This is a genomic window from Planobispora longispora, assembly GCF_016863135.1.
Classification (GTDB): domain Bacteria; phylum Actinomycetota; class Actinomycetes; order Streptosporangiales; family Streptosporangiaceae; genus Planobispora; species Planobispora longispora.
The window spans coordinates 46,409-70,413 of record NZ_BOOH01000039.1; the positions used below are offsets into that span (position 1 = coordinate 46,409).

Annotated in this window: 18 protein-coding genes; 14 read left to right on the forward strand and 4 right to left on the reverse strand. The window is 66.9% G+C overall.

Translation table 11 applies throughout. The features are described from left to right. Positions 1–63 precede the first annotated feature (63 nt). The 5 genes from Plo01_RS23695 to Plo01_RS23715 all read left to right on the forward strand — a co-directional run bounded on the left by Plo01_RS23695 (position 64) and on the right by Plo01_RS23715 (position 6,234). Positions 64–1,101 (forward strand): response regulator transcription factor, encoded by a 1,038-nt coding sequence (locus Plo01_RS23695; RefSeq protein ID WP_203892871.1) that lies wholly within the window; start codon positions 64–66, stop codon positions 1,099–1,101. Between the two features lie 121 nt (positions 1,102–1,222). Then, positions 1,223–1,888 (forward strand): class I SAM-dependent DNA methyltransferase, encoded by a 666-nt coding sequence (locus Plo01_RS23700; protein WP_203892872.1) that lies wholly within the window; start codon positions 1,223–1,225, stop codon positions 1,886–1,888. Between the two features lie 138 nt (positions 1,889–2,026). Next, positions 2,027–5,185, forward strand: coding sequence for a glycoside hydrolase family 130 protein (locus Plo01_RS23705; RefSeq protein ID WP_203892873.1), 3,159 nt, complete (start codon positions 2,027–2,029; stop codon positions 5,183–5,185). 41 nt (positions 5,186–5,226) lie between these two features. Further along, positions 5,227–5,721 (forward strand): nuclear transport factor 2 family protein, encoded by a 495-nt coding sequence (locus tag Plo01_RS23710; protein WP_203892874.1) that lies wholly within the window; start codon positions 5,227–5,229, stop codon positions 5,719–5,721. Positions 5,722–5,781: 60 nt separating this feature from the next. Beyond that, positions 5,782–6,234 carry an SgcJ/EcaC family oxidoreductase gene (locus Plo01_RS23715; RefSeq protein WP_203892875.1) on the forward strand — a complete coding sequence of 151 codons (453 nt, stop codon included), beginning with the start codon at positions 5,782–5,784 and terminating at the stop codon, positions 6,232–6,234. 97 nt (positions 6,235–6,331) lie between these two features. Here the strand turns inward: Plo01_RS23715 and Plo01_RS23720 are convergent, their stop codons facing one another. Then, complete coding sequence (locus Plo01_RS23720) at positions 6,332–6,799, reverse strand: ATP-binding protein (RefSeq protein WP_203892876.1); 468 nt, start codon at positions 6,797–6,799, stop codon at positions 6,332–6,334. Further along, complete coding sequence (locus tag Plo01_RS23725) at positions 6,796–7,083, reverse strand: hypothetical protein (protein WP_203892877.1); 288 nt, start codon at positions 7,081–7,083, stop codon at positions 6,796–6,798. The genes Plo01_RS23720 and Plo01_RS23725 overlap by 4 nt, the downstream gene beginning before the upstream one ends. A gap of 239 nt (positions 7,084–7,322) precedes the next feature. On the opposite strand from Plo01_RS23725, the gene Plo01_RS23730 reads away from it, so the two are divergent. The 4 genes from Plo01_RS23730 (at position 7,323) to Plo01_RS23745 (ending at position 13,817) form a co-directional block, all read left to right on the forward strand. Beyond that, positions 7,323–8,180, forward strand: coding sequence for a helix-turn-helix domain-containing protein (locus tag Plo01_RS23730; protein ID WP_203892878.1), 858 nt, complete (start codon positions 7,323–7,325; stop codon positions 8,178–8,180). Beyond that, complete coding sequence (locus Plo01_RS23735) at positions 8,173–8,376, forward strand: DUF397 domain-containing protein (protein WP_203892879.1); 204 nt, start codon at positions 8,173–8,175, stop codon at positions 8,374–8,376. The genes Plo01_RS23730 and Plo01_RS23735 overlap by 8 nt, the downstream gene beginning before the upstream one ends. 982 nt (positions 8,377–9,358) lie before the next feature. After that, positions 9,359–10,861: an ATP-binding protein gene (locus Plo01_RS23740; RefSeq protein ID WP_203892880.1), complete on the forward strand. Its 1,503-nt coding sequence runs from the start codon at positions 9,359–9,361 to the stop codon at positions 10,859–10,861. A gap of 46 nt (positions 10,862–10,907) precedes the next feature. After that, entirely contained in the window at positions 10,908–13,817 is a 2,910-nt protein-coding gene (locus Plo01_RS23745; protein WP_203892881.1) for a Z1 domain-containing protein, read from the forward strand. Positions 13,818–13,920: 103 nt separating this feature from the next. On the opposite strand, the gene Plo01_RS40490 is transcribed toward Plo01_RS23745, so the two are convergent. Continuing rightward, positions 13,921–14,409, reverse strand: a complete 489-nt coding sequence (locus Plo01_RS40490) for a DNA cytosine methyltransferase (protein ID WP_239316910.1) — start codon at positions 14,407–14,409, stop codon at positions 13,921–13,923. Further along, positions 14,402–15,187, reverse strand: coding sequence for a DNA cytosine methyltransferase (locus Plo01_RS40495; RefSeq protein ID WP_239316912.1), 786 nt, complete (start codon positions 15,185–15,187; stop codon positions 14,402–14,404). Before Plo01_RS40495 ends, Plo01_RS40490 begins: the two co-directional genes overlap by 8 nt. Before the next feature lie 984 nt (positions 15,188–16,171). Between Plo01_RS40495 and Plo01_RS23755 the strand changes: the two genes are divergently transcribed. Genes Plo01_RS23755 through Plo01_RS23775 form a run of 5 tightly spaced genes read left to right on the forward strand, consistent with a single transcriptional unit; the run spans position 16,172 to position 24,003 of the window. Next, positions 16,172–18,733, forward strand: a complete 2,562-nt coding sequence (locus Plo01_RS23755; RefSeq protein WP_203892882.1) for a Z1 domain-containing protein — start codon at positions 16,172–16,174, stop codon at positions 18,731–18,733. Continuing rightward, complete coding sequence (locus Plo01_RS23760) at positions 18,730–19,746, forward strand: PD-(D/E)XK motif protein (protein WP_203892883.1); 1,017 nt, start codon at positions 18,730–18,732, stop codon at positions 19,744–19,746. Before Plo01_RS23755 ends, Plo01_RS23760 begins: the two co-directional genes overlap by 4 nt. After that, complete coding sequence (locus Plo01_RS23765; RefSeq protein WP_203892884.1) at positions 19,743–21,644, forward strand: hypothetical protein; 1,902 nt, start codon at positions 19,743–19,745, stop codon at positions 21,642–21,644. The genes Plo01_RS23760 and Plo01_RS23765 overlap by 4 nt, the downstream gene beginning before the upstream one ends. Continuing rightward, on the forward strand, positions 21,641–22,537 hold the full coding sequence (locus Plo01_RS40500; RefSeq protein WP_239316914.1) for a hypothetical protein: 897 nt from the start codon (positions 21,641–21,643) through the stop codon (positions 22,535–22,537). The genes Plo01_RS23765 and Plo01_RS40500 overlap by 4 nt, the downstream gene beginning before the upstream one ends. After that, entirely contained in the window at positions 22,537–24,003 is a 1,467-nt protein-coding gene (locus Plo01_RS23775) for a DUF6339 family protein (protein WP_203892885.1), read from the forward strand. The genes Plo01_RS40500 and Plo01_RS23775 overlap by 1 nt, the downstream gene beginning before the upstream one ends. Positions 24,004–24,005: the final 2 nt, after the last annotated feature.

The following is a 24,005-nucleotide window of genomic DNA, read 5'->3' on the forward strand; positions in this document are numbered from 1 at the left end:
GCGGCACCGCGAATCCCAGAATCCGGGGATGGCCGTACCGGCCTGCCAGCGCATACTGGAGTCATGTGGGGGGACCGGGCCGAGCGTGCCCGGAGGGAGATCGCCGCGCTCGCCGCTCGGGCGCCGGGCGTTCCCGACCTGCATGCCGCCGTCCTCGACGTCGTGCACCGGACGGTGCCGTTCGAGCAGGCGTGCTGGGCCGCGGTCGATCCGCGCACCCTGATGATGACGGCGGTGACGAACCATCCGCCGTGGCCGGTCCCGGCGGAGGACGCGGCGCGGTTCGCCGAGAGCGAGTACGCGGGCACCGAGCCGAACACGTTCGCGCAGCTGTCCCTGCGCAACGTGCCGGTGGCGCGCATGTCCGACGCGCCGCACCGTGACGTGGTCCGCAGCGTCCGGCTCAACGAGCTGCTACGGCCTCGGGGGCTGGAGCACGAACTGCGCGCGGCCTTCCTCGTCGACGACACCTGCTGGGCCGTGGGCGGGCTCTTCCGCGGGCCGTGCGGTGACTTCACCGATCGCGAGGTGGAGTTCCTGAGCGCGATCGCCGCTCCGCTGGCCGCGGCGACCCGGATCGCCGTACGCGCACGGGGGCGGTCCCAGCGAGGCGTCGACGGACCGGTGATCGTTCTCGCCGGTCCGGGCGGTGAGCTGCGGGCCGCCACCGCGGCCGCCGCGAGCTGGCTGGCCGAGCTCGACGAGGCGGCGCCGGGCCGGTTCACCGTCACGCTCCACGCCGTCGTGGCCGGCGCGCGGACCGCTCCCTGCGGCACCGCCCGGACCCTGATGCGCGATGTCGGCGAGGGGTGGGTCGTCCTCCAGGCCAGCAGGCTCATCACCGGCGACGATCCCGACCAGATGGTCATCACCGTCGCGCCCGCGACCGCCGGCGAGGTGGTACGGCTGCTGCTCACGGCGTACGGCGCCACCGCCCGCGAACAGGACGTCTGTTTCGAGGTGCTGTCCGGCCGGTCGACGGCGGAGATCGCGGGCCGCCTGTTCATCTCCCCGCACACCGTCCAGGATCACCTCAAGGCGCTCTTCGAGAAGGTGGGCGTGCGCAGCCGCGGTGAGCTCGTCGCGAAGCTCCAGCCCTGACCGACAACCCCGACCGAGAATCCTGACTGAGAATCCTGATCCAAAGCCCTGGTCTGAAGCCCTGGCGGGAATCTCTGATCGAGGACTCTGGTCGAAGTGATCGTGGATTACTGTCCCGATCATGACCGAGTCCTCCTGCCTGGGCACCACCCGGACGGCCTACGACGCCGTCGCCGTCGAGTACTCCGCGCTGTTCCGCACCGCGCATGAGAGCAAGCCGCTGGACCGCGCGATGCTCTCCGCCTTCGCCGAGCTCGTACGGTCCACCGGCTCCGGGCCTGTCGCCGATCTCGGTTGCGGTCCCGGTCACGTGACGGCGTACCTGCGCTCCCTCGGGCTGACCGTCTCCGGTCTCGACCTGTCGCCGACGATGATCGCCCTGGCCCGTGCGGCCTATCCGGACCTGCGGTTCGACGAAGGGTCGATGACCGCCCTCGACCTGAAGGACGGCGCCCTCGGCGGCATCCTCTCCTGGTACTCCGTCATCCACACCCCGCCGGAGCTGCTGCCGACGGTGTTCGCCGAGTTCCGCCGGGTGCTGGCCCCGGGCGGGCACCTGCTGCTCGGCTTCTTCGCCCACGACGAGCCGTCGCACCTGGCCGAGCCGCTGCCGTTCGACCACAAGGTGACGCTCGCCTACCGGTGGTCGCCCGGCCACCTCGCCGACCTGCTGCGCCAGGCCGGGCTCGATGTGACCGCCCGGCTGCTGCGCGAGCCCGACGAGGACGAGAGGTTCCTGCACTCCCGCCTCCTGGCCCGCAAGCCGAGCCGGAGCCCGGACGTCTAGCGCCGTATCCCGGGCCGCTCAGCACCGCATCCCGAGCGCTCAGCACCGTATCCCGAGCGTTCGGCGCCGTATCCGGGGCGCGGAACAAGTGTCATTCTTCTGGTATCAGGGTTCGGCCCGTCCAACCCGTGGACCGACATGACACTGCTTGAACGCGAGGCCGACCTCGGTGCTCTGGAGGCCGCCCTGCGGCGCGCCCTGGACCGGCGCGAGCTGACTCTCGTCGTCGTACGCGGAGAGTCGGGCATCGGCAAGACGATGTTGCTGCGGACGTTCGCCGACGGCGTCCGCGGCCGTCATCCCGAGGCGCGCGTCGCGCACGCGGAGGCCCGGGAGCACGACGCCGGTTTCGGGGTGCTGCGCGTCGCGGTGAAGAAGCTGCGCGAGGACGAGATGCGCAGGGGCAGGAAGGCGGCCAGGCGCGCCGCCGCCCTCATGCAGCGGGTGGCCCCGGCGCTCCTCGAACTGGTGCCGGTCGCGGGGACCCCGCTCTCCAAGACCGCTCAGGCGCTGATCGACAACGCCGGAACCGAGGCCGCGGCGCGCGACGGCGGCCCGTTCGAGCTGACCATCGGCGACCAGTTCATCGCCTACATCGGAGACCGCCCGCTGGTCCTCCTCCTGGACGACCTGCACGAGGCCGACCAGGCGACAGTCGACCTGCTGACCCAGATCACCCTGGACCTGTCCCGGGCCGACCTGCCCGTGCTGCTGGTCACCGCGTTCCAGCCGTCGTCGGACGACCTTTTCGACGGGGAGCTGCCGATCGAGAAGTCGCTGTGCCGTCTGGGCCGCCACATCGACCTCGTCCTGCTCGATCCGCGCCCGCTCTCGGTGGCCGGGCTCACCGCCCTCGCCGCGGACGTGTTCGGCCGGTCCGTCCCCCTTCAGGTGGCCGCCTGGGCGCAGCGCCGTACGCGCGGCAATCCCTTCCAGGCCGAGCACTCGCTGCGCACCATGCTGGAGAGCGGCTTCGCCGACACGGTGGAGAAGTGGTCGCCCGGCTGGGTGCGCGAGTATCTGGAGCACGTCGACCTGACCCTTCCCGGGCAGATCGAGGCCCAGCTGCGGCTGCGGCTGCCGCGGCGGGGCACTCCGGAGCACGACCTGCTCTCCCTGGCCGCGGTTCTCGGCCCCGAGTTCTACCGGGCCGACCTCGCGGAGCTGTCCTCGTGGGACGGCGAGCGGCTCGATGCCGCCCTGGCCGCGCTGACGGCCCGGCGCTGGATCACGCCCGCGCCCGATCTGGGCCAGGCGGCGTACCGGTTCGCGCACGAGACGATCCTCACGTGCGTGATCACCGCCCTGCGTCCCCAGCGCGTCTACCGCGAGACGCACGCACTCGTCGCCCGGAGGCTGGATGCCTCGCTGGCCGAGACGCTCGACTACTTCGAGACGTTGTCGGCCCACTACCGCGAGGCGGGCCTCGTCGACGACCAGCTCCGGGTCGTGGGAATGGCCTGCAAGGCCGCCTACAGCCGGCCGAGCTGGCAGGCGCCGATCCTCAACCTCGTCAATTCGGTCTGCGACGAGCTGGCCAGATCGGAGCGGGCCTCCTACAACTGCGAGGCTCTGCTTCTGAAGAGCGGCCTGCTCAACCAGATGCAGCAGTTCGAGACCGGCCACATGACCGCCGTACGGGCGCACGAAGCCGCGCTGGCGCTGGGCGAGCCGCGGCTGGTCACGCGGGCGCTGGCGCTGCGCATCGGCATCGAGAGCGCCGGCAACCCCGATTTCACCCGGCTCGATCTCGCACGCCAGGTCGTCGACATGTGGAACTCGCTGGGTGATCGGGAGGCGCAGGCGGAGGCCCTGTACGACCTGGCCGTCAAATGTCTGCGCCTCGGCGAGTGGGACGCCGGTCTCGCCGCCCTCGCCGAGGCGGAGGAGCTGGGTGGCCCGCAGGCCCGCATCTACCAGGTATGCGGGGAGCTTCTGGCCGACGGAGGGCGCTGGGCCGAGGCGATCGCCCCGCTGGAGCGGGCCCGCGCCCTGTTCGCTGAGGCCAACTCGGCTGTCGGGGTCTGCGCCGCGACCGGATGGCACGGCCTGGCCCTGGCGCGCACCGGGCGTGCGGACGACGGCCTGGAGGAGGTCCGTACGGCGCTGGCGACGGAGTGCGAGACCCTGCGCAGCCGTGAGGGCGCGGCGAAGTGGCTGCTCTTCGTGGGCGAGTACTACCTGGACGCGGACGAGCCCGCGAAGGCGGGGGCTCCGTTGTGGCTCGCGCACGAGCTGTTCGGCGAGCTGGCCCACGTGGCCACCGCCCGGACGGGCGCGGCCATCGACCGGCTCCGCGCCGCCCTGGGCGTGGAAGCCTACGGGGCGCTGCGGGCCGGGTTCGATCCCCGGACGAACTCCTGGTCCTGTTACGGGTTCCTGTGGCAGCTCGGGCCTTTCACCAAGTTCCCGGGCAACCCGGTGCTGAGCCCGAGCGGCGACGGCTGGCAGTCGATCGCCGTGCTGAACCCGGCCGCGATCGCCGACGGCGACCGGGCCACGCTGTTCTACCGCGCCGTGGGACCGGGGCGGACGGCCGACGTGTCGTCCATCGGGCGCGCCGACAGCGACGACGGGATCGCCTTCACCCCGGCGGCCTCGCCCGTGCTGGCGCCCGCCGAGCCGTACGAGCAGCCCGGCGGGTGCGAGGACCCGCGTCTCGTCCGCGTGGACGATCAGTGGGTGCTGACCTACACGGCGTACGACGGGAGGATCGCGCGCCTGGCCGCCGCCACGAGCCCTGACCTGGCGACGTGGCGCAGGTCCGGGCCGATGCTCGACGAGGGTGCGTGGGACGAGTACTTCCGGCGCTCGGAGTTCCCCGAGACGCCCGAAGGGTGGAGCAAGTCGGGTGCGATCCTGCCGTGGAAGATCGACGGGCGGTGGTGGATGTACTTCGGCGACACCCACATCTGGGCCGCCTGGTCCACCGATCTGCGCCGATGGCAGGTGATCAGGCGGCCCGTGCTGTCACCCCGGCCCGGTTCCTTCGACTCCCGCCTCGTGGAACCCGGCCCGCCGCCGGTCGCCCACCCCGACGGCATTCTGCTGATCTACAACTCGGCCGACCGGGACCTGCGCTACCGCGTCGGTCAGGCGCTGTTCGCCGCCGACGACCCCACCCGGCTGCTGCGCAGGTCGGCGAGTCCGACGCTGGAGCCGACCGTGCGCGAGGAGTTCGAGGGGTATGTCTTGAACGTGGTGTTCGCCAGCGGGCTGGTGCGGCGTCACGACGAGTGGCTGCTGTACTACGGTATGGCCGACTCGCGGATCGGCCTGGCCGTCGCACGCGCGTGACGGATCAGAGCCGCCCGCACTTCCCGAGGAACGGAGCTCTCATGGCCGAGCGGACTCTCGAGGACGAGCTCTACGAGGCCGAGCGGCGGCTGCAGGCGGCGATGCTCGCCGGGGACGTCGAGGAGCTCGACCAGCTGCTCGACGAGAGGCTCGTCTTCACCGGGCCGCCGGACGGCCAGTGCCATACGGACGCCAAGGAGCTCGATCTGCGCAATCACCGCTCGCGGACGCAGGTCATGACGGAGGTCACCCAGGAGGATCTCACCGTGCTCGTCGCGGGGAGCACCGGCGTCACCTGCTTCCTCGGCACGTTGAAGGGCACGTTCGCGGGCGAGCCGTTCGCCCTGCGGATGCGCTACACCCGCACCTGGCGCCGGGTACGGCTGGCGCATCCTGGCCGCCCACGCCAGCCCGGCGACCATGCCGACCGCCGGGCCGCCCGCCGAGCCTCCCGCGGACGCGGAAGCCGCAGCGCCCTGACCCGTGAGATCCACTGCGGGAATCTCCGGTCCGTTGTCAGGAGTGGCCTTCGTTGACACACCCGGTGAGACGCCTAGGGTGAGATCGTCACTCGGGCTGTCGCTCCTGGAGGTCTCATGACCGACGACTCCGCCGTCCGCGATCTCTACTCCCGCCTGCTGGATGCCTGGAACCGCCGCGATGCCAAGGACTACGCGTCGTTGATCGCCGACGACGGCACGATCATCGGCTTCGACGGCAGCATCGAGACGGGCGGGCAGGAGGTCGAAGAGCACCTCGCCGCCATCTTCGCCGACCACCCCACCGCCTCCTACGTCGCCAAGGTGCGCGAGGTCCGCCCACTCGGCCCGGACACGGTGCTGCTGCGGGCCATCGTCGGCCTGGTCCCGCCCGGGGCCGACGACCTGAAGCCGGAGGGCAACGCCCACCAGACCCTCGTCGCGGAGCGGCACGGGGACACCTGGCGAATCGTTCTCTTTCAGAACACCCCGGCCCAGTACCACGGGCGTCCTCATCTCGTCGAGCAGCACACCGCCGAGCTCCGGGAGCTCCTGACCGCGCGTCCGTGACTCCGGCGTGGCTCCGGCATGGCTCCGATGGCTCCGGCATCGTGGCGGGCTTGGCGCGGTGCCGTACGGCGCGCACGACCTCCGCTGCGGACCGGGCTCAGCAGAGACCGTCGCCCTCCTCGGCCTCGTCGATCTGGCACCAGACCGCGGTGCCGGTCTCCTCGTCGTGGTGCACTCCCCATTTGGCCGCCAGCGCCTCGACCAGGGCCAGACCACGGCCGCTGTCACCGGTGGGGTCGGCGGCGCGCAGGAAGGGCATGCTGGCAGCCGAGCCGTCATCGATCACCTCGATGTGCACCAGGCCGTCGGTGGCGCCCAGGTAGACGGTCACCGTCCCGTCCGGGCCTCGTCCGGAGTCGGAGTGGATCACCGCGTTGGTGATGAGCTCGCTGAGCAACAGCAGCGCCGTGTAGCGGGTGTCTGCGCCCTGGTCGGCCAGCAGGTCCTGGGCCCAGGCGCGGGCCTGCGGTACGGCGGCGGGCCTGCCGAGGAGCGGGGCGGTGAGCGGGCCGGGGCGGCGGGCCTGCCGAGGAGCGGGGCGGTGAGCGGGCAGGGGCGTGCTCATGCGATCGCCACCGCGGCGATGATGTCGGCGGCGTTGCGGGCCTCGGCCCAGACCTGCTCGCTCCGGCGCCAGCACCGGGCCCACCAGGGCCGCCAGGTGAAGAGCCAGTCGCGGCCGTGGCGGGTGGCGGTGATGCGGACCCGGGCGCGGCCAGTGGAGATGACCTCCAGCACGGGTTGCCCGGCGGCGGGCAGCACCAGGGCGGTGCCTACTCCCAGGTCGCGCAAGTCCCGGCCCAGCCGGACCAAATGGATGAACTGCTCTTGCTGATCGTGTGAAGTCATGATGAGTGCCTCCTACCGGAAAACCGGTTCGCGGGGGTGGAGATTGCTGACGGTCCCGGCGCGGGAGGAGGCCAGCTCGACTATGCCCGATTTTTTACTTTCAGTAAGAGTCGAACACGTACAGTAACGACATAGTCATGATGCGCTTGGCGAGTGCAGGCTGTCAATGCACTGTGCAAATTCAGCTTGATTGATGCATCTGCCAGCGAAGAAGTGATCACTTCGGCACACTGGGTCACATGTCCCCGGCCCACAGCCCCACCGTCAGGCTCCGGCGTCTGGCCCGCGAGCTCCGCAGGATGCGCGAGGAAAGCGGTCTGAGTCCCGAAGACGCGGCGGCCCGCTTGGGGTGGAGCCGGAGCAAGGTGAGCCGTATCGAAACCGGTCGCACCCGAGCCGGCCTCACCGACGTCGCCGCCATCTGCGACCTGTACGGCGTCGACTCCTCGGTCCGCGCGGGACTGCTCCAGCTCGCCAAAGAAGCCCGCCAGAGGGGATGGTGGACGGCCTACGCGGACGTGTTCACCGGCTCCTACATCGGACTCGAAGACGAGGCCTCCCTGATCCGGCAGTGGGAGGTCCAACTGATCCCCGGCCTCCTGCAGACTGAGGACTACGCACGCGTGGTGATCAGCACGGGACGGCCGGACCTCCAGGACACCGACGTCATCCACCGGCGCGTCATGGCCCGCATGGCCCGCCGTACGCTGCTCAGCCGGCCGGACGCTCCCGAGCTCTACGCGATCCTGGACGAAGGCGTCATCCGCCGCCCGATCGGCGGCCGGGACCTGATGCGGGACCAACTCGACGCGCTACTGGTCGCGGCGCGGCGCCCCAACGTGACGATCCGGCTCCTCCCCTACAGCGCCGGAGCCCACGCCGGGTTGGAGGGGACGTTCACCATCCTGTCCTTCCCCGAGGAAGTCGACCCCGACGTCGCCTATGTGGAGGGCACCGCGGGTGACATATATGTCGAGAGCTCAGACCAGGTGAATCGCTATACGCTAGCCTTTGCCCGCATTTGCGACGTGGCCCTGTCCCCGGCGGACTCCACGGAGCTGATCAATGAGGCGAAGGAGCGTCTGTCTCATGACTGACCTGTCGAACGCCGTCTGGCGGAAGAGCAGCCTGAGCGGCAGCGGCAACAACTGCGTCGAAGTGGCCGACCTTCCCGGCCTCGTAGCCATCCGCGACAGCAAGGACCCCCACGGCCCGGCGCTGCTCTTCTCCCCTGCTGAATGGCGAGCCTTCACCACCGGGATTTGCAACGGCAGATTCGACGATCTGATCTGAGCCTCCGCCGTACACACCCGGCTGCCAGCCATCTGGTACCGAAACCGCGCCCAAGCCGAACAGCGCCTCCGTACGGTGATCGAGTCCGCCGTGGAGAAGCGCCACGTCACCACGGTGAAGCCCTTGCTTCAGCCTGAGGTTGCCCCCTCGGAGCGAGAAGCCACTGCCCCGGTCCTCCCGGCGACCGAGGCACCAAGGTGCGGATGGAGTCCGTGGACGACTTCGCCGGCCGCAGTTGGTCGGCTCCCTATCGCACCTCCCGGGTACGACTGATCGCCAAAGCCCTCCCTGATATGCACCTTCCGGAGGCACAGTTGCTCGGGCTCTTCAGCACCCGGTTGCTGAAGCCCGTCCTGACCCACGTTGTCATCACCGACCGGCGCATCTTCGCATTGGGTGAATCGGCTGTGGACTCCGATGACCCCGTGGTGGCCCTCCTCGTGTCCGACATCGCAGCCTGTGATGTACGTAAGCGCGGCTTCGGCCGTCCGAACACCTTGTCCGTGCGGCTGCGCGACGGATCCGTCGTCGACCTGGGCGACATCCCCCCTGACGACAACACGGTGATCCGCCGGATGATCCGTGAGATCTCCGCTCAAGCGGCGCCGACGCGGGCGCGCAGATTCAATCCGCCGCCCGGATGGCCGCACCTCCCGTCGGATTGGATCCCTCCGACCGGCTGGAAGCCTGACCCGACGTGGCGCCCGCGCCTGAGGACTGGGAGTTCTGGACCGAGATGGCGGGCATACGGGTATCGTCTCCGGCCGTCACCACGGTGCCGGTCGAGGCAAAGGCCGTACAGGAGGAGCGGGCGAGCGCCACAGTCGAAGAGTCCGAGGCCCATACCGGGTCACCGGCCGACCGATCCGACATCGCGTCTCAGGCCGATTCCCTCACCGGAGAAGCCGGGCGGGACTCGTCTTGTGCATCCTTTACTCCAAGTTCGGTTACGTTGCAGAGCGTACACATTGGAGAATCAACTATGTCCACCTGGCGCGAGCAGATTCCGACCAGTGGCTCCGTGGAGCTCCCACCCGACCCTCGTGCGCTCGAAGGGCTCGGCCGTAACCACTCGTTGGAGACCGCCGTCGCCGACCTCGTAGACAACTCCATCGACGCCGGGGCGAGTCACGTGCTCATCCGTCTCGTGAGGGTGGAGGGTCGGCTCCGCGCACTGTATGTCGTGGACAACGGTCACGGCATACCGGAATCGAAGATCGATTCAGCGATGACAGTCGGCGGGCGTCGCACCTACAGCTCCGGAGACCTCGGCAAGTTCGGTCTCGGCCTGAAGGCGGCCTCGTTCAGCCAGGCTCGCAGCTTGACTATGGTCTCGAAGGCGTTCGGATCCCCGTCCGTCGGCCGACGTTGGCTCCTCGACGAGAACCGCAAGGGATTCCACTGTGACACCGTACCCACGGATTTCGCGGAGGACGAGTTCTCACGGGACTGGGGGTTCGAGGAGATATCCACCGGAACGGTGATCCGCTGGGACAACGTCACGGGCTTTCCCGCCACGAACGACCCGGCGCGAGTAGAGGACTTCATCTCCCGTACGGCCACCGCCCTGCGCAACCACCTCGGCTTGGTCTTCCACCGCATCCTCGACGCCGGCAGAGTCGACATCTCCATCGACGTGGAAGACGTCGAGGTCGACGCTCCCGGCCCCCGGCTCCCCGTGGACCCTCTCAACCCCTTCGGCTACACCCGGTCGGGCCGTACGGGCTACCCGAAAACTCTGCAGGGTCGACTGGACGACACCGATCTCGCCTTCAACTGCCATATCTGGACGGGTCGTTCCAACCTCCCGCAGTTCAAGCTGCCCGGCGGGCCGGAGCTCCGGCAGGGGATCTACTTCTACCGTCGTGACCGCCTGCTCCAGGCCGGCGGAGGCTGGCACGGCATCCACTCGTCCGATCGGCGGTTGCAGCTCGCCCGCGTCGAGGTCGAGATCGACGATGACGTCGTCGGACTTTTCACCATGAACCCGGAGAAGTCACGGGTCAACGTCGGCCCTGAGTTCACCCAGCTGGCCGAGCACGCCACGGCTGAGGACGGTACGACCTTCGTCGACTATCTCGCCGCGGCCGAGCAGACGTTCCGGGAATCACGCAAGCGCACGAACGAGCGCCGGAAGATGGCTCCGCTCGGCAAGGGCATCGCTCCGGACCTACGCAAGGCCATAGAGCGCGAGATCCCGTTCGATGAGGACGAGGAGCCCATCGACATCAGGTGGAAGCGCTTCCCCGATGACGACTTCTTCGAGATCGACCGGGAGCATCGCACGCTGTGGTTGAACGAGAGATACCGCCCCGATTCCCGGGGGGAACGACGCAGCGTGAACGACGCACCGCTGACCAAGGCGCTGCTCTACCTCGTGGCCGAAGACCTGTTCCGCGGCGAGTACCTCGGTGCCCGGGACAAGGACAACATCGAGCTCTACCAGGAGATCCTGACGGCCGCGGCGAAGAGCGAGCAGGCATGATCATGTCCGATTTCCCGGTTGAAGCGCTGAAGCATGGAGTGACCGCATGACCGAGACGTTCCGCAGGGCCTATTTGGGTGCGCTCGCGATGATGGACGCCACGGGACCTCGAGATCTGCACGGTGCAGCAGCCTTCGCCGGTGGCGACCCTTCCGTCTCCTGCGACGACGCTGCCCTTCGCGCCTATCTGTCGAACGCCCATCCAGATGACGCCTTGGGCAAGGGCCTTCACCTCCGCCTGGCCACGTGGGACGGTGCGGCATCCGGTGAGCCATGGGCGGGAGGCACAGAAGCCAACACCGAGGAGCGCCGAGCGGAGGTCGTACGGCAGCTGAAAGTGGACGATCAGACCGCCATCCTGTTCCGTGAGCGGTTCCCCATCGCCGGCGTCGAAGAGCCCATCACCATCGCCGATCGGTGGGACCCCTGGTACACCGACGCCATCCAGCGGGAACGCGGCTTCTACTGGGACCACTACAGCCGTTTCCTCAACGAGGAGCGCGGTTGGGCGCCCGAAGCCGTCGCAGCACTCGACATCGCGACGGACCGGGTGGTCGAGCGGCTGTCGGATCCCGCGCGGGAAGACGCCTATCAGGCCAAGGGACTCGTCGTCGGCTACGTCCAGAGCGGCAAGACCGCCAACTTCACCGGCGTCCTCGCCAAGGCCATCGACTCCGGTTACCGTCTGATCATCGTTCTGACCGGGACGACCGACCTCCTGCGCGCCCAGACACAGCGCCGCCTCGACATGGAACTCGTGGGCCGGGAGAACCTCCTCCGCGGCATCGACCCCTCCGACGGCGAAGCCCTCGACTCGGTCGACTACCAGGATGACCCGGACTGGATCGACGACAAGTTCGTACGGCACCGTGCCCGCCCCTCCGACACGGGCTTCCCCGACGTCCATCGGCTCACCACCCACCGCTTCGACTACAAGAGCCTCCGACAGGGCATCGCCGCCCTCGACTTCGAGAAGAGAGAGCGCAACCGGCCCTTCTTCCATCCCGACAACCTGTTCTCCAGCGACGCCCGTCTTCTGGTGGTCAAGAAGAACGCGACAGTGCTCGGCAAGCTGGTGAAGGACCTCAACAAGATCACAGCTCGTCTGGGCGAGATCCCGACGCTGATCGTGGACGACGAGTCGGACCAGGCTTCGGTCAACACCAGCAACCCGAAGAAATGGAAAGCGGATCAGGTCGAGCGGACCGCCATCAACCGGCTGATCTCGCAGCTGCTCGTGATGCTGCCGCGGGCTCAGTATGTCGGTTACACGGCCACCCCGTTCGCAAACGTCTTCATCGACCCAAGTGACGCCGAGGACATCTTCCCCAAGGACTTCCTGATCTCTCTCAGCCGCACGCCCGGATACATGGGGGCCTCGGACTTCCATGACCTCGACTCCGAACTGGAGCCGTCGCAGCGCACGATCTCCAACTCCAAGGAGAAAGCGCATGTGCGCATGCTCGCGGAAGACGGCGGGGACGACCATGAACTTCTAGAGGCGATGGACGCCTACGTCCTGGCCGGCGCGGTCAAGGTGTACCGCGAGCGCCAGGGCCACGCTCCTTACAAGCATCACACGATGCTCGTCCACGAGGCGATGGCGAGAGACATACATCGCGGGCAGGCTGAGAACGTCCACAACCTGTGGAAGTCACGAGGCTACTTCTCGACCGCCTCGCACGACCGTCTCCGGGCCCTGTACGAGAAGGACATCCTTCCGGTGTCCCAGGCGATCGCCCCGGGGCTGCCCACGCCTTCGACCTTCGACGAACTGCGCCCCCATCTCGGAGAGGCAGTCTCCCGAATCGGCCGAGCGGGCAACCCCGTCATCGTGGTGAACAGCGACAAGGACATCGAGCAGGAGGAACTCGACTTCGAGCGGAACAGGGTCTGGAGAATCCTGATCGGCGGGAACAAGCTCGCACGGGGGTTCACCGTCGAAGGCCTCACCGTCTCCTACTACCGCAGGCTCACCAAGCAGGCGGACACCCTCATGCAGATGGGTCGGTGGTTCGGCTACCGGAAGGGATTCAAGGACCTGGTCCGCCTCTACATCACGTCCGAGCTCTACGAAGCCTTCGAGGCGGTCGTCCTCGACGAGGAGCACTTCCGGTCAGAACTCCGCCGCTATGCCGAATTGGTCGACGGCCGCCCTCAGATCACCCCTAAGCAGATCCCTCCGCTGGTCGCCCAGCATCTCCCCTGGCTCAAGCCGACTGCCGTCGGCAAGATGTACAACGCCGTTCTGACGGAGCGCTGTTCTCCGGGGGTCGGCATAGAACCGACGGGATACCCCAACAATCCCGCGCTCATCAGCGCCAACGCAACGGCCTTCGTCCCGGTTCTTCAGGCCGCTCAGCGGCGGGTCGAATTCCGGACGGCCTTGGGCCCGAAATTCCCCGCTCTCACGGGTCTGGTGACTCACCCCGCGCTGCTCGACGTTCTCACATCGCTCGCGTGGTTGAACTCCGAGCATTTCAAGCCGGACCTGGCATGGCTGCGAAAGCTCCGCTCCGATCAGGTTGAGGACTGGGTGTTCATCCTGCCCCAGCATGCCCGCGCCTCAGAGACGCACGGACTCCTCCTGGGCAACGGACCGCTCAGCCTGCACGAGCGCAACCGGCGTCGTGCACCCCACTTCGGCGCCATCAGCACGCCGCGCCACAGGACACCGGCCAGACGAATCGCCGGAGTCGAGAGGTCGATCGGCGATCCCGTCGCCGACGAGCTGGCTCGCGGCAGGCGAGGGGCGATCCTCCTCTATCCATCGTTTGAAGAGGGCCTGAAGGTCTCCGGACCGACCGAAGAGGTATCGCCCGAAAAGGTGATCATGGCGTTCCACCTGGTTGCGCCGGATACCTCCCAGGGGGGCAACAGCCGCCTCCTGATGTTCACGACCAGGGACAGCAGCCAGAGCAACGCTGCCATCATCGACACGGTCCAGCAGAGGTAACGCATCTTCGAAACCACGTTGATGGGGTGCACGGGTCCGAACCCACGTACCCCATCAGCACTGCCTGCTCACCGATCCCCCTTCTCCGGACGCCCGCAGAAGGTCAGCTGATTCGATTTCTTTCCCGCTGGAACCGTTCGTGACGAGCGTGACCCTCCTGGCCTACGAACGCCTTGAAGCCTTTGAGCTTGTATGCCAACCCAGTACCATCGCTCCGGACTTCAATATGGAAGTCCCTGCGGAGCGAGTCGATCCGGCGCGCCAGATCAGCAGTATCCAGAGGGGCTTTGATGGCCTTGGCGATCTGCGCGAGAGTCATGAACTCCCCTCGATTGCGAAGAGCTCGATAGATCCGATCGTGTTCCGTGTCCATGTCGCATTCACGGGGTTCGGTCGCGTGAGCGAGCGCGGCGGAGACGGCGATGCCGAGCGTCTTGGCGACCGGGGGAGGGAACGCGTTGCCGATCTGTCGATACCTCGCAGTCTTTCTACCGATGAAGGTCCATGCGAATTCCTCATCGTCCCAGCCCTGTAGGCGGGCGACCATCTCACAGGTCAGTTTGGGACCGACATCGAATACCTCATCAGCCAAGGGAGCGCGGTCCTCCACGCCCCACCCGTCGACTCCCATTTCGGCCCACGTCTTCTTCGCCCGGCTGGGCCCGAGATCGGCGCCACCGTGCTTCTTCGAGCCTCCGACGATGGTCGGTGCGATCGTATTGGCCCTCGCGGCCCAGGCCTCCGCCCCCCTGCCAGCCGTTGGCCGACATCAGCGGGAACAGCACCTTCCCGACGGTGGGAGGAGCGTGGGTGGCAGGGGTCGGCCAGTGAAAGAACGCGAAATCATCCGGTCTCATCGCGATGAGAACGAACCGGGGCCGTAACTGGGGCACACCATAATGGGATGCCTGCAGGATCCGCCATTCGGCGGCGTACCCGAACTCGCGTAGCCGGTCCAGCACGTGCTGCCGGTAGCCCGCGAACCTGGGCATGCTCATCCCGCGGACATTCTCCAACAGCAGGGCACGAGGTTTGATGATCTCGATCTGTTCGACGGCCCACGCGAATAGATCTCGCTCGTCGGTGGCTCCAAGCTGTTTGCCCGCGATCGTGAAAGGCGGGCAAGGCACCCCGCCGGCCAAGAGGTCGATCTCACCCGCGTAATCGCGTGGATCCCACAGACTCCGATCGGCGACGTCTCCGCACGCGACCTTCCAGTGCGGCCGATTGTGCCTGAGTGTGGCAACGGCATTCTCGTCCAGCTCGACCAACAGATCGTGCTCGAATCCAGCACGCTCCAGCCCGAGCGCCTGACCACCGGCGCCGGCACAGATCTCCAGGACCTTGAAAGGTCCTCCAGCGTCGCCCATGTCCGTCCTCCCCTTGGTTAGAGAGGAGAGTATCGATCCCTGCCGACAAATCAGAAAAGTCACCATCTAAAGCGGTTAGCACCCGTAATGGCCAATAAGAGCTGATCCGAAAATCAGCGGTTCGCGGGACAGGCGACAATAAATGCCAAGTTAGTCGGGCGTTTCGGGGCGATACGGAGCTCAGGCGGCGGGTTCGACGGTGACGCCATTAACTCTGATCGAGCACGGGGCCCCTCACTCTCACCGTGTTGAGACGGGGCTCCGGCAAGACATCTGCCCGCGCCCGGCCGGCCGGAAGGCTTCATCCTGCACGGAGTCGCTCGTCGAGCAGCGGATCACGCCGTCGAAACCATGCCATGCCCGCTTGCGCATCGACTGGCTCCGTGGGCTACAACTTCTATCCCCGGGTCCGTCACACGGCGTGAAACGTCACCCTCCATCCGGCGCTCCCTCCGCTCAAGTCCGCAGCGGCAGGGTCAAGGGCGAGCAGGTCATCGTCAGCAGGCCTCGCGATGCCCTCACCCCGACCGTCGCAGCCCTCCGATGATCCGCGGCCACCGACGTCGGTTCTCGCTTCCCCGACGACTCCGACCGGAACCACCGGCCTGTACCAGACGCATCCGACCTCTCCAAACTCTCCACAGACGATTCCGCTCATCGATGGAGGAAAGCAGCGACGGCATAGACCGACCAGCTCGCGGGAATCACTCAGCAGTACATTGGCGAGTCGGCGAAATATCGCTGTCGATGCTCCATGAATAGAGCGATCTACCATTACGAGCCGAAGACCTGACCGGCCGATGCTTACCCGACGTGCCACCGGTGGGGCTGGTGGATTGTCGGTCCCTGGTCGTAGCCTCACTCTGGCCGGTCAGACGGACCTCGAGCCGGGCCCTTCCCTGGAAGGGCCACCTACGCTTGGGGCGAGTTCCCATTTGGCGTCCACGTACTGATGTTCAGCGAGCTGTGTTATCAGGAGACCCCATGAACGACGAATTCGAAGACATATACGAAACGTTCAGGGCTCTTCTCGACGCCTTCACCCCCGCCGAGGCGATCAAGAGGCTCGAACTCATGAGGGTCGACCAGGCTGTCATCCAGGAGATCAGGGATCGACACGAGCGGCAGACCATCTGGATCAAGGAGTTTGAGGAGCCCCACTCCGTCGTCTTGGGCAACCGCGACACCTGGTACACCGGCCCGTCCCCGAAGGACAAGTGTTGGCCGGCGATAGTCCGTCAACTTGAGAAGGCCGACTGGTCCCCGTCTGCGATCGACAGCCTCGACACCGCCTCGACCCGCATCGTCTCGCTGCTGAGCCATCCCAAAGAGAAGAAGTTCTCCACCCAAGGGCTGGTCGTCGGTTACGTGCAGTCGGGCAAGACGACCAACTTCACCGGAGTCATGGCCAAGGCCGCCGACCGGGGATACAAGCTGTTCATCGTCCTGGCGGGGATCCACAACGGCCTGCGCCGGCAGACTCAGGCCCGGCTCGTCCAGCAGCTCGTCGAGCCGAACCCCACGCAGTGGCACCAGTTGACCGACCTCGATCGGGACTTCGTCCCGACCGCCAACGCCGCGTCGTTCTTCGGAAAGAGCAACAAGGCACACGTGCTCTGCGTCATCAAGAAGAACTCGACGGTCCTGCGAAAGTTCAGCAAGTGGCTCGCCTCTGCGTCGGACTACCTGCAGGACTGCCCTGCGCTGATCATCGACGACGAGGCCGACCAGGCGACGGTCGCCACCAAGACGATCAACCCGAAGATTCGGGAGATCCTCGAACGCCTGCCCAAATCCGCGTACGTGGGCTACACCGCCTCGCCGTTCGCCAATCTGCTGATCGACCCCAGCGCCGGCGACCTCTACCCGCGGGACTTCATCGTCAACCTGCCCAAGCCCGATGGACACTTCGGCACAGAGGTCCTCTTCGGTCGGTACGCCCTGGACGGGGAAGACCCGGAAGACGTCGACGACGGCTACGACATGATCCGCGAGGTCCCCGACAGCGATGTGGAACTCGTGCGTCCTCTCAGGCGGGTCGACGTCGACGGATTCACTCCCGAGATCACCGCGACCCTGCGTGACGCCATCCGTTACTTCTGGATGGTCACCGCGGCCCGACGTGTACGCGGCGCAGGCAATCCGCACAGCACCATGCTCATCCACACGAGCGTCAACACGGCGGTGCACAACAGCTTCCGAGACCCTTTGAAGAACCTCCAGAAGGAGACGAGAGCCTCCCTCGACGACTCGACCGTCCTCCAAGAGCTTCGCAAGCTGTGGGACGACGAGACCGCCCGGGTCTCGGCCGAGGACTTCGGCGAAGTCAAGGTGGAGTTCAACGACCTGCTCCCCGAACTGCCCGGCGTCCTGGACGACTGCCGGATCGTCATGGACAACTCCAGCAGCGAGGACCGTCTCGACTACGAGAACGGCCCCGTGGTGGCCATCGCAGTCGGCGGAAACACCCTGTCACGTGGTCTCACGCTGGAAGGCCTGTCGGTCAGCTACTTCGTGCGCGCCGTGTCCGCGTACGACACCCTGCTGCAGATGGGGCGCTGGTTCGGCTACCGCAACGGCTACGCCGACCTGCCTCGGATCTGGATGACGGCCGAGCTCAACGAATGGTTCCGGCACCTGGCCACAGTCGAGACTGAGATGCGCCGGGACATCGACATCTACATGACCGAGGACCACACACCGCTGACCTTCGCGGTGCGTCTGCGCACCCACCCTGCGCTCCGGGTCACCCAGGCCGCCAAGATGAAGGACGCCGTGACGGCCGCCTCCGCCTACGGCGGTCGACGTGTGCAGACTCGGTACTTCCACACCGACGCCGACTGGCTCCTCGACAACCAAGCCGCCGCCAAGCAGCTCGTCGCGAAGGCCGTTCAGCATGCGACCCGGTGCGATGAACGTCCGGAAGACGGTCGTTTCGTCTTCCGCGACGTCCCATACGATCTGGTGATCGGCTTCTTGAAGCGATACAGCTTCCACGAGAAGTCGCAGGAGTGCGACGCCGGTCTGCTCATCCGCTACATCGAGAAGCGGGTCCGCAACGCGGGATCCCTGCGACGATGGAACGTCGCCATCGTGGGGAACCCGTTGGGGGACGACGCCGATGCGTTCGAGTTCGCCCCCGGGGTGGCGGTCCAGCGAATCGTCCGTGCGCGGCTGGACACCCCCGAGTCGGGCTTCGCCGACATCAAGACGTTGATGAGCCGTCGGGATGCAGCGGTCGACCTGACCGGTGAAACCGGTCAGCTCACCGAGAAGGAGATCGAAACCGAGCGGCAGAAGCAATCGCCCGACACGGGGCTGCTGGTGCTCTACCCGATCGACAAGGTCTCCACGCCCCCGCAGCGGGAGAAGCAGCGCCGCAAGCCGCTCGACGCCGATGAACACGTGATCGGTGTCGGCCTGGTCTTCCCCCGACCCGACGGCGAGGACAGCACCATCGAATGGATCTCTGCGGACCTCTCCGGTGTCGACATCGAGATCGAAGAGGTGGATCTCAGCCCGATCGACGCCGAGGAGACCGAGTGAGCGACGGCCTCCGAGACCTCATCGATCAGCACTGGAAGGAGCTGGAGTCCCAGCGAGCCTCCGGAGATCGCAAGGTGCGCGTCTCCGAGCTTCCCTTCGACATCGCCCACGGCCGTCTGGCCGTCGCCGTCGACTACGAGGGCCACCGTCATGTGCTGGTGCCGATCGGTTCCCATCAGGGCGTACGACGCGGTCCCGACGGGCCAGTCCTCGTACTGCGGAAACGCCCTCTCGAAGGGGAGGACAGCTACCAGACGTATGCGGATCTCGGTTGCCTGCGTCCCGATCTGAACGACCTCTTCACCCTGTTGTGTGCGGACGTGATGAAGACGACCGAAACCATGCCGAGCACCCCCCTCAAAGCCCTCTACCGCGTGCTGGACCGATGGAAGGCGTTGTTCCAGACCAAGGGGGCTCCCCTCGGCGTCGAACAACTCGCCGGGCTGTTCGGTGAACTGACGGTGCTCGTACGGCTGTTGGAGGAAGACGGCAGCGCCCACCGGCTGTGGCGGGGCCCAGGCGGCCATCACCACGACTTCTCCGCCGACCGCACCGCGGTCGAGGTGAAGGCATCGGTCGGCGGTGACCTCCGTCGCGTACGCATCCATGGTCTGGAGCAGTTGGAGGCGCCGCACAACGGGTCTCTGCAGTTGGTCTGGTATCGACTGGAGCGGCCCTCCAACCGAGGAGAATCTCTCCCCGAGCTGATCGAGCGGGCACTCGGACGCGTGGACGACGAGAGCGCCTTACTCAGCCTGCTCGCCGCCGTCGGCTACCACTCATCCGACGTCGATCTCTACCGTGATATCCGCTTCTCAGCCATTGAGGAACGCTGGTACGAGGTGGACGCCCCATTCCCCAAACTGACAGGTAAAGATCTTGCAACGGCAGGCATCCCGATCACTGTGGCGGACGTCGCCTACACGATCGACTTGTCCCACGAGCCACCGACCCCCTTGGAACCGGACCGAGTGAACGAACATCTGACCAGCATGCTCAGGGAGCCCTCATGACGAAGGCGTCCTGGTTCTCCCAGCCCTTCCCACCCGAGGGGGCGAGCGCGGCCGAGGGGATCCGCAAGCAACTCGGCCGCCCCGAGTTGGATCTGCTGACGATTCTCGTACGGGAGTCGGCCCAGAACAGCTGGGACGCCCGGCTGCCCGACCGCACCGAGCCGGTCGACTACGCCATCGACATGTGGGCTGTGAGCCCCGCGCGTGCGGCGGCTTGGCGCGACCTGTTGTCGCAGGATGCGCCCCTCAACGACCACCTACCGCTCCGGCAATCGTTGAGCCGGCCGACGATCCGGGTGATGGCGGTCTCCGATCGCGGTACCAGCGGGCTCGGCGGCCCTACTCGGGCAGATGAGGCCGTGGCCAAGGGCCACGATTTCGTGTCTTTCGTACGCAACGTCGGAGAGCCCCGGGACACGGAGCTCGGCGGCGGCACATACGGGTTCGGCAAGGGCATCTTCTATCTGATCTCTGAAGTTGGAACGATCCTGCTCCACACGCGGTGCAGGGTCGACGGCGGATACGAGACCCGTTTGATGGGCTGTGCCCTCTGGAAGAGCTACGTGGCCAACGGATCAGGCGGAGAACGGCGATACACCGGCCGGCACTGGTGGGGCGACACCACCGGAGAGGTCGTCGAACCGCTGGTCGGCGCCGAAGCGGACGCCGTGGCGCATCGCCTCGGATTGCGTCCCTTCGGTGCCGACGAGACGGGCACCACGATCGTCGTCATCGATCCGCTCTTGGAGGGCCGGGACTCCCCCGCCGAGGCAGCCGGTTACCTGGCGGACACGATCGCATGGCACCTGTGGCCGAAGATGCTCGACTCCTCCGACGGACAGCCTGCGATGCGTTTCTCGGTGACCTGCGACGGCGTCGCCTACCCGGTCCCCGATCCTCGGGAAACCCGACCGCTCAACCTGTTCGTCGCGGCATATGAGGCCATGGAGGGTCCGGGAGGCAAGGACCTGAACTGCCTGAGTCCCAAGAAGTTCCTCGGCAGACTCGGATTGGTCAAACGCACCGCACCGGCTCTGGAGGCCACCGCCGCGTCACGGATGGTGGACATCGAGAGCGCGGTTCACCATGTATGCCTCATGCGTCCGGCGGAGCTCGTGGTCACGTATCGCCCGGGACCGAAGTCCCCGAGTGAGTATCAGCACTACGCCGGCGTGTTCCGGGCCGATTCAGCTCTGGATGAGACCTACGCCAAAGCGGAGCCCCCGACGCACGACGCATGGCATCCGCAGTCTCTCGAGTATCCGGAGAGGACCTACGTCAACACCACGTTCCGACGCATCGACGAGGCGTTGAACGCCCTGTTCGACCTCGGCGGCGTGACAAGGGGTGACTCCGCCAAGGTCGCGCTGGGCGCGGCCAGCACGAAGTTCGCTTCCCTCGTCGGCGGCGTGTGGGGGACGGGGGGCGCCACTGACTACAGCAAGCCCGACGGCGTCGACTACAGCAAGCCTGACGGCGCCGAGACGGCATCCCGCCGCCCCGCATCAACACCATCCGGATCGGATGAGGGGGTGACCCCGGGCAGGACGGCTCGACGTCGCCCTCGCGTGGAGTACGTCGGTGACCCCTATTACGGAGAGCTCTCGGGCACCCCGGTGTTGATCCAGGAGTTCCGCTTACCCGTGCCCGGCCCTCAGCAGGTGCACGCCGGCCTTGCCGTGGCGGTGGCGGGTCCCGGTGGGCGTGAGACCGATCCGCCATTGGGAGCCGCCATGCCCGAACTGATCGGTTGGGAGGATCCGGACGGATCACTGCATGAGACTCCGTTCCATGTCATCGGAGGCGGTGACGATTCGACTTGGCGTGCGATCATCCGCCCCGCGCCCGACACGATGACTGAGGTCGACATCTTCACGGAAGCGGTGCAGACGCCGTGAGCCGCCGTGTGCTGCCGTACCGACGTCCGTCCGAGGACGTCGTGCAGGCCGACTCATGGTTCCTGGTGACCGAGGACGGCGATCTGGCGCTGCCCGAGTCGCTGTCAGACTGGGACTACCAGATGGATCTGGAACTCCGTCGCAGGGTGCGCGTCGATCTGGGCCGCGCCAGATCCGAGACCGGACTCCCGCCGGAGACCGCCCTCACCCTGGCTGCGGTCTGGACCGCCACCGGGTCGAACCTGCGTGGCCCCGCAGATCGCATCCGGATGGAGGGGACCGGTCCCGCCGAGGTCGAGATCAGGGCTCAGCTCCGAGGATCCGACCTGGGCGGCGTACTCGTCCTGGACACCGCACTGGTGCTGTCGGACGCCCTCCCGGACGGCAAGCCGTCGGCACCACGCCGCGCCGGATCGGTGCTCTGGAGCGACCACCGATCCCTGAGACTTCAGGGCGACGCTCCGCAGTTTCCCATGGCAGTGATCGACTTCGCCAAGACCTCGTTCCCCGAGAACGCGGCCTGGCACCTCCAGATCGGCGGCAATCTCCACGGAGCCACCATGGGCTCGTTGCTCCTACTGGTCAATGAGCAGAACACCGTCACGGCGACCGCGTTCCAGAACGCGGCGAAACCTCGTCCGGTCGACAGGGTCGTCCTGTCGGCCGTCTACGCCGACGCCGCACGCGTCATGGTCGAACACGCGCTGCGTCACGACGACTTCAGAGACGGAGCGGCCTTCCTCGAGGACACCTTGGGCTCCACGTTGCTGTCGCTGTTCCATCAGCTGTTCCCGGGCTCATCGATCAATGACGTCCGGCTCAGGTTCAACCACTCGCCCAGCCTCTTCGCTTCGGAGCTCCAGGCGGCAGTCAAGATCTTCGGGGAGGTGTGATGGGGCTTCTCTATCCCCGACTCCTGGCCGGCCAGACCAAGCCGCTGCATGAGGAATACCGGCACCTGGCGATCACCGACCTGATGGGACGCGCCGCCACCGCCCACGACTCAGCCGTGTACGTCGCGACGGGAGGTGATCGGGTCTCCGAAACCAGGCTCCGCGAACTGCGTGATCTGGTAGTGGATCTCGCCAAGGAGTCCGGCTTCCCCAACGAGTCCAACCGTGAGCTCCGTGCGGCGTTCGATCTGCGTCTCGCCGCCGCTCTGCACTCTGAGATGAGACTCGTACCCGCAGAAGCCGCATCCGGAGACGTGTGGGCGTTCCTCGCCCTGGTTCTACTCCCCGACGTCGCCTATTGGCGGTATCCGATGCCTCCGGGCGATCGGGTTCTGGCCACCGACCTCACGCGACACGTCTTCGGACGCATGTGGTGGCGCGCCCAGCTCGTGCATTCCCCCGGTGACTCCGATCCCTATGCGGCCTTGAACATCCTCGGCGAGGCCGCTTTCGATCAGATCTACGCGCGCCGCAAAGCGCTCGGCAACAGCCCTCATCTGGTCAAAGCCATCCTGCGGGTCTGGAACGAACTCGATCTCCGCGGGCTCGACGAACGCGACGCCCTGCGGGACTTCCTCAAGCGGCTGCTCCGATTGACCCCCTTCGTACTCTTCGAAGCTCTCAGCGATCAGTCACTCGACGGCGAACTCCGCAGGGCTGCCAGGGAGACCGTCAGCGCGTTGCTCAGCACGACATCGCTGACCGCCGACGAGCGACAGACCAGGATCGACGCCGTCTTCGGCGGTTCTGCGGAGGGGGACGCGCGCACCGGATCGACAGGGGCGACACCAGCCCCTCATGGCGAGGTCTCCCCCGTACAACCCCCGTCCGCTCAAGTCGATCGCATTTCTCCGGATGAGCCGGCACCAGGAGGAGCGGAGGGCATCGGTCAGTCCGCCGGCGGTACGACGCCCTACAACGTGTACGGAGGTCAGGGCTTCGGTGACCCCTTCGAACTCGGCCTCCGAGAGCGCGCCGAAGCCATCGCGGCCGTCGTGGCGGCGGAGGGCCCGGTCCAGGCCGTGCGTGTCTACCGCATCATCAGCCGCCTGGCCGGAATACCTCTGGACGATGTGACGGTCGGCATCCTGGTGAGTGCGACGAAGTACGCCGTCCGCACCAAGCTGATCGAAGCGGAAAGCGAGATCGGTCAAGCCGACTATCTGAGGACGACGCTTCGACTGCCCGGTCAGCCGGCATGCGTTCTCCGGACTCGCGGTCCACGCGATCTCGATGAGATCCCCGGCCGGGAACTCGTGACGGCCGTACGATCGGTGCAGGCTGAGGACCTGGTACAGGACCATGACTTGCTCGCAGAACGTGTCTCCCTGCTCCTCAGGGACGAGAAACCGACGGAGCGCTTCAAGGAGATCCTGGTCGAAGCCCTGGAGAGATACGGCTTGTAGTG

Coding starts and splice junctions, on each gene's coding strand:
- Plo01_RS23695 (WP_203892871.1), top strand. CDS start 64: ATGTGGGGGGACCGGGCCGAGCGTGCCCGGAGGGAGATCGCCGCGCTC.
- Plo01_RS23700 (WP_203892872.1), top strand. CDS start 1,223: ATGACCGAGTCCTCCTGCCTGGGCACCACCCGGACGGCCTACGACGCC.
- Plo01_RS23705 (WP_203892873.1), top strand. CDS start 2,027: ATGACACTGCTTGAACGCGAGGCCGACCTCGGTGCTCTGGAGGCCGCC.
- Plo01_RS23710 (WP_203892874.1), top strand. CDS start 5,227: ATGGCCGAGCGGACTCTCGAGGACGAGCTCTACGAGGCCGAGCGGCGG.
- Plo01_RS23715 (WP_203892875.1), top strand. CDS start 5,782: ATGACCGACGACTCCGCCGTCCGCGATCTCTACTCCCGCCTGCTGGAT.
- Plo01_RS23720 (WP_203892876.1), bottom strand. CDS start 6,799: ATGAGCACGCCCCTGCCCGCTCACCGCCCCGCTCCTCGGCAGGCCCGC.
- Plo01_RS23725 (WP_203892877.1), bottom strand. CDS start 7,083: ATGACTTCACACGATCAGCAAGAGCAGTTCATCCATTTGGTCCGGCTG.
- Plo01_RS23730 (WP_203892878.1), top strand. CDS start 7,323: ATGTCCCCGGCCCACAGCCCCACCGTCAGGCTCCGGCGTCTGGCCCGC.
- Plo01_RS23735 (WP_203892879.1), top strand. CDS start 8,173: ATGACTGACCTGTCGAACGCCGTCTGGCGGAAGAGCAGCCTGAGCGGC.
- Plo01_RS23740 (WP_203892880.1), top strand. CDS start 9,359: ATGTCCACCTGGCGCGAGCAGATTCCGACCAGTGGCTCCGTGGAGCTC.
- Plo01_RS23745 (WP_203892881.1), top strand. CDS start 10,908: ATGACCGAGACGTTCCGCAGGGCCTATTTGGGTGCGCTCGCGATGATG.
- Plo01_RS40495 (WP_239316912.1), bottom strand. CDS start 15,187: ATGGGCGACGCTGGAGGACCTTTCAAGGTCCTGGAGATCTGTGCCGGC.
- Plo01_RS23755 (WP_203892882.1), top strand. CDS start 16,172: ATGAACGACGAATTCGAAGACATATACGAAACGTTCAGGGCTCTTCTC.
- Plo01_RS23765 (WP_203892884.1), top strand. CDS start 19,743: ATGACGAAGGCGTCCTGGTTCTCCCAGCCCTTCCCACCCGAGGGGGCG.
- Plo01_RS23775 (WP_203892885.1), top strand. CDS start 22,537: ATGGGGCTTCTCTATCCCCGACTCCTGGCCGGCCAGACCAAGCCGCTG.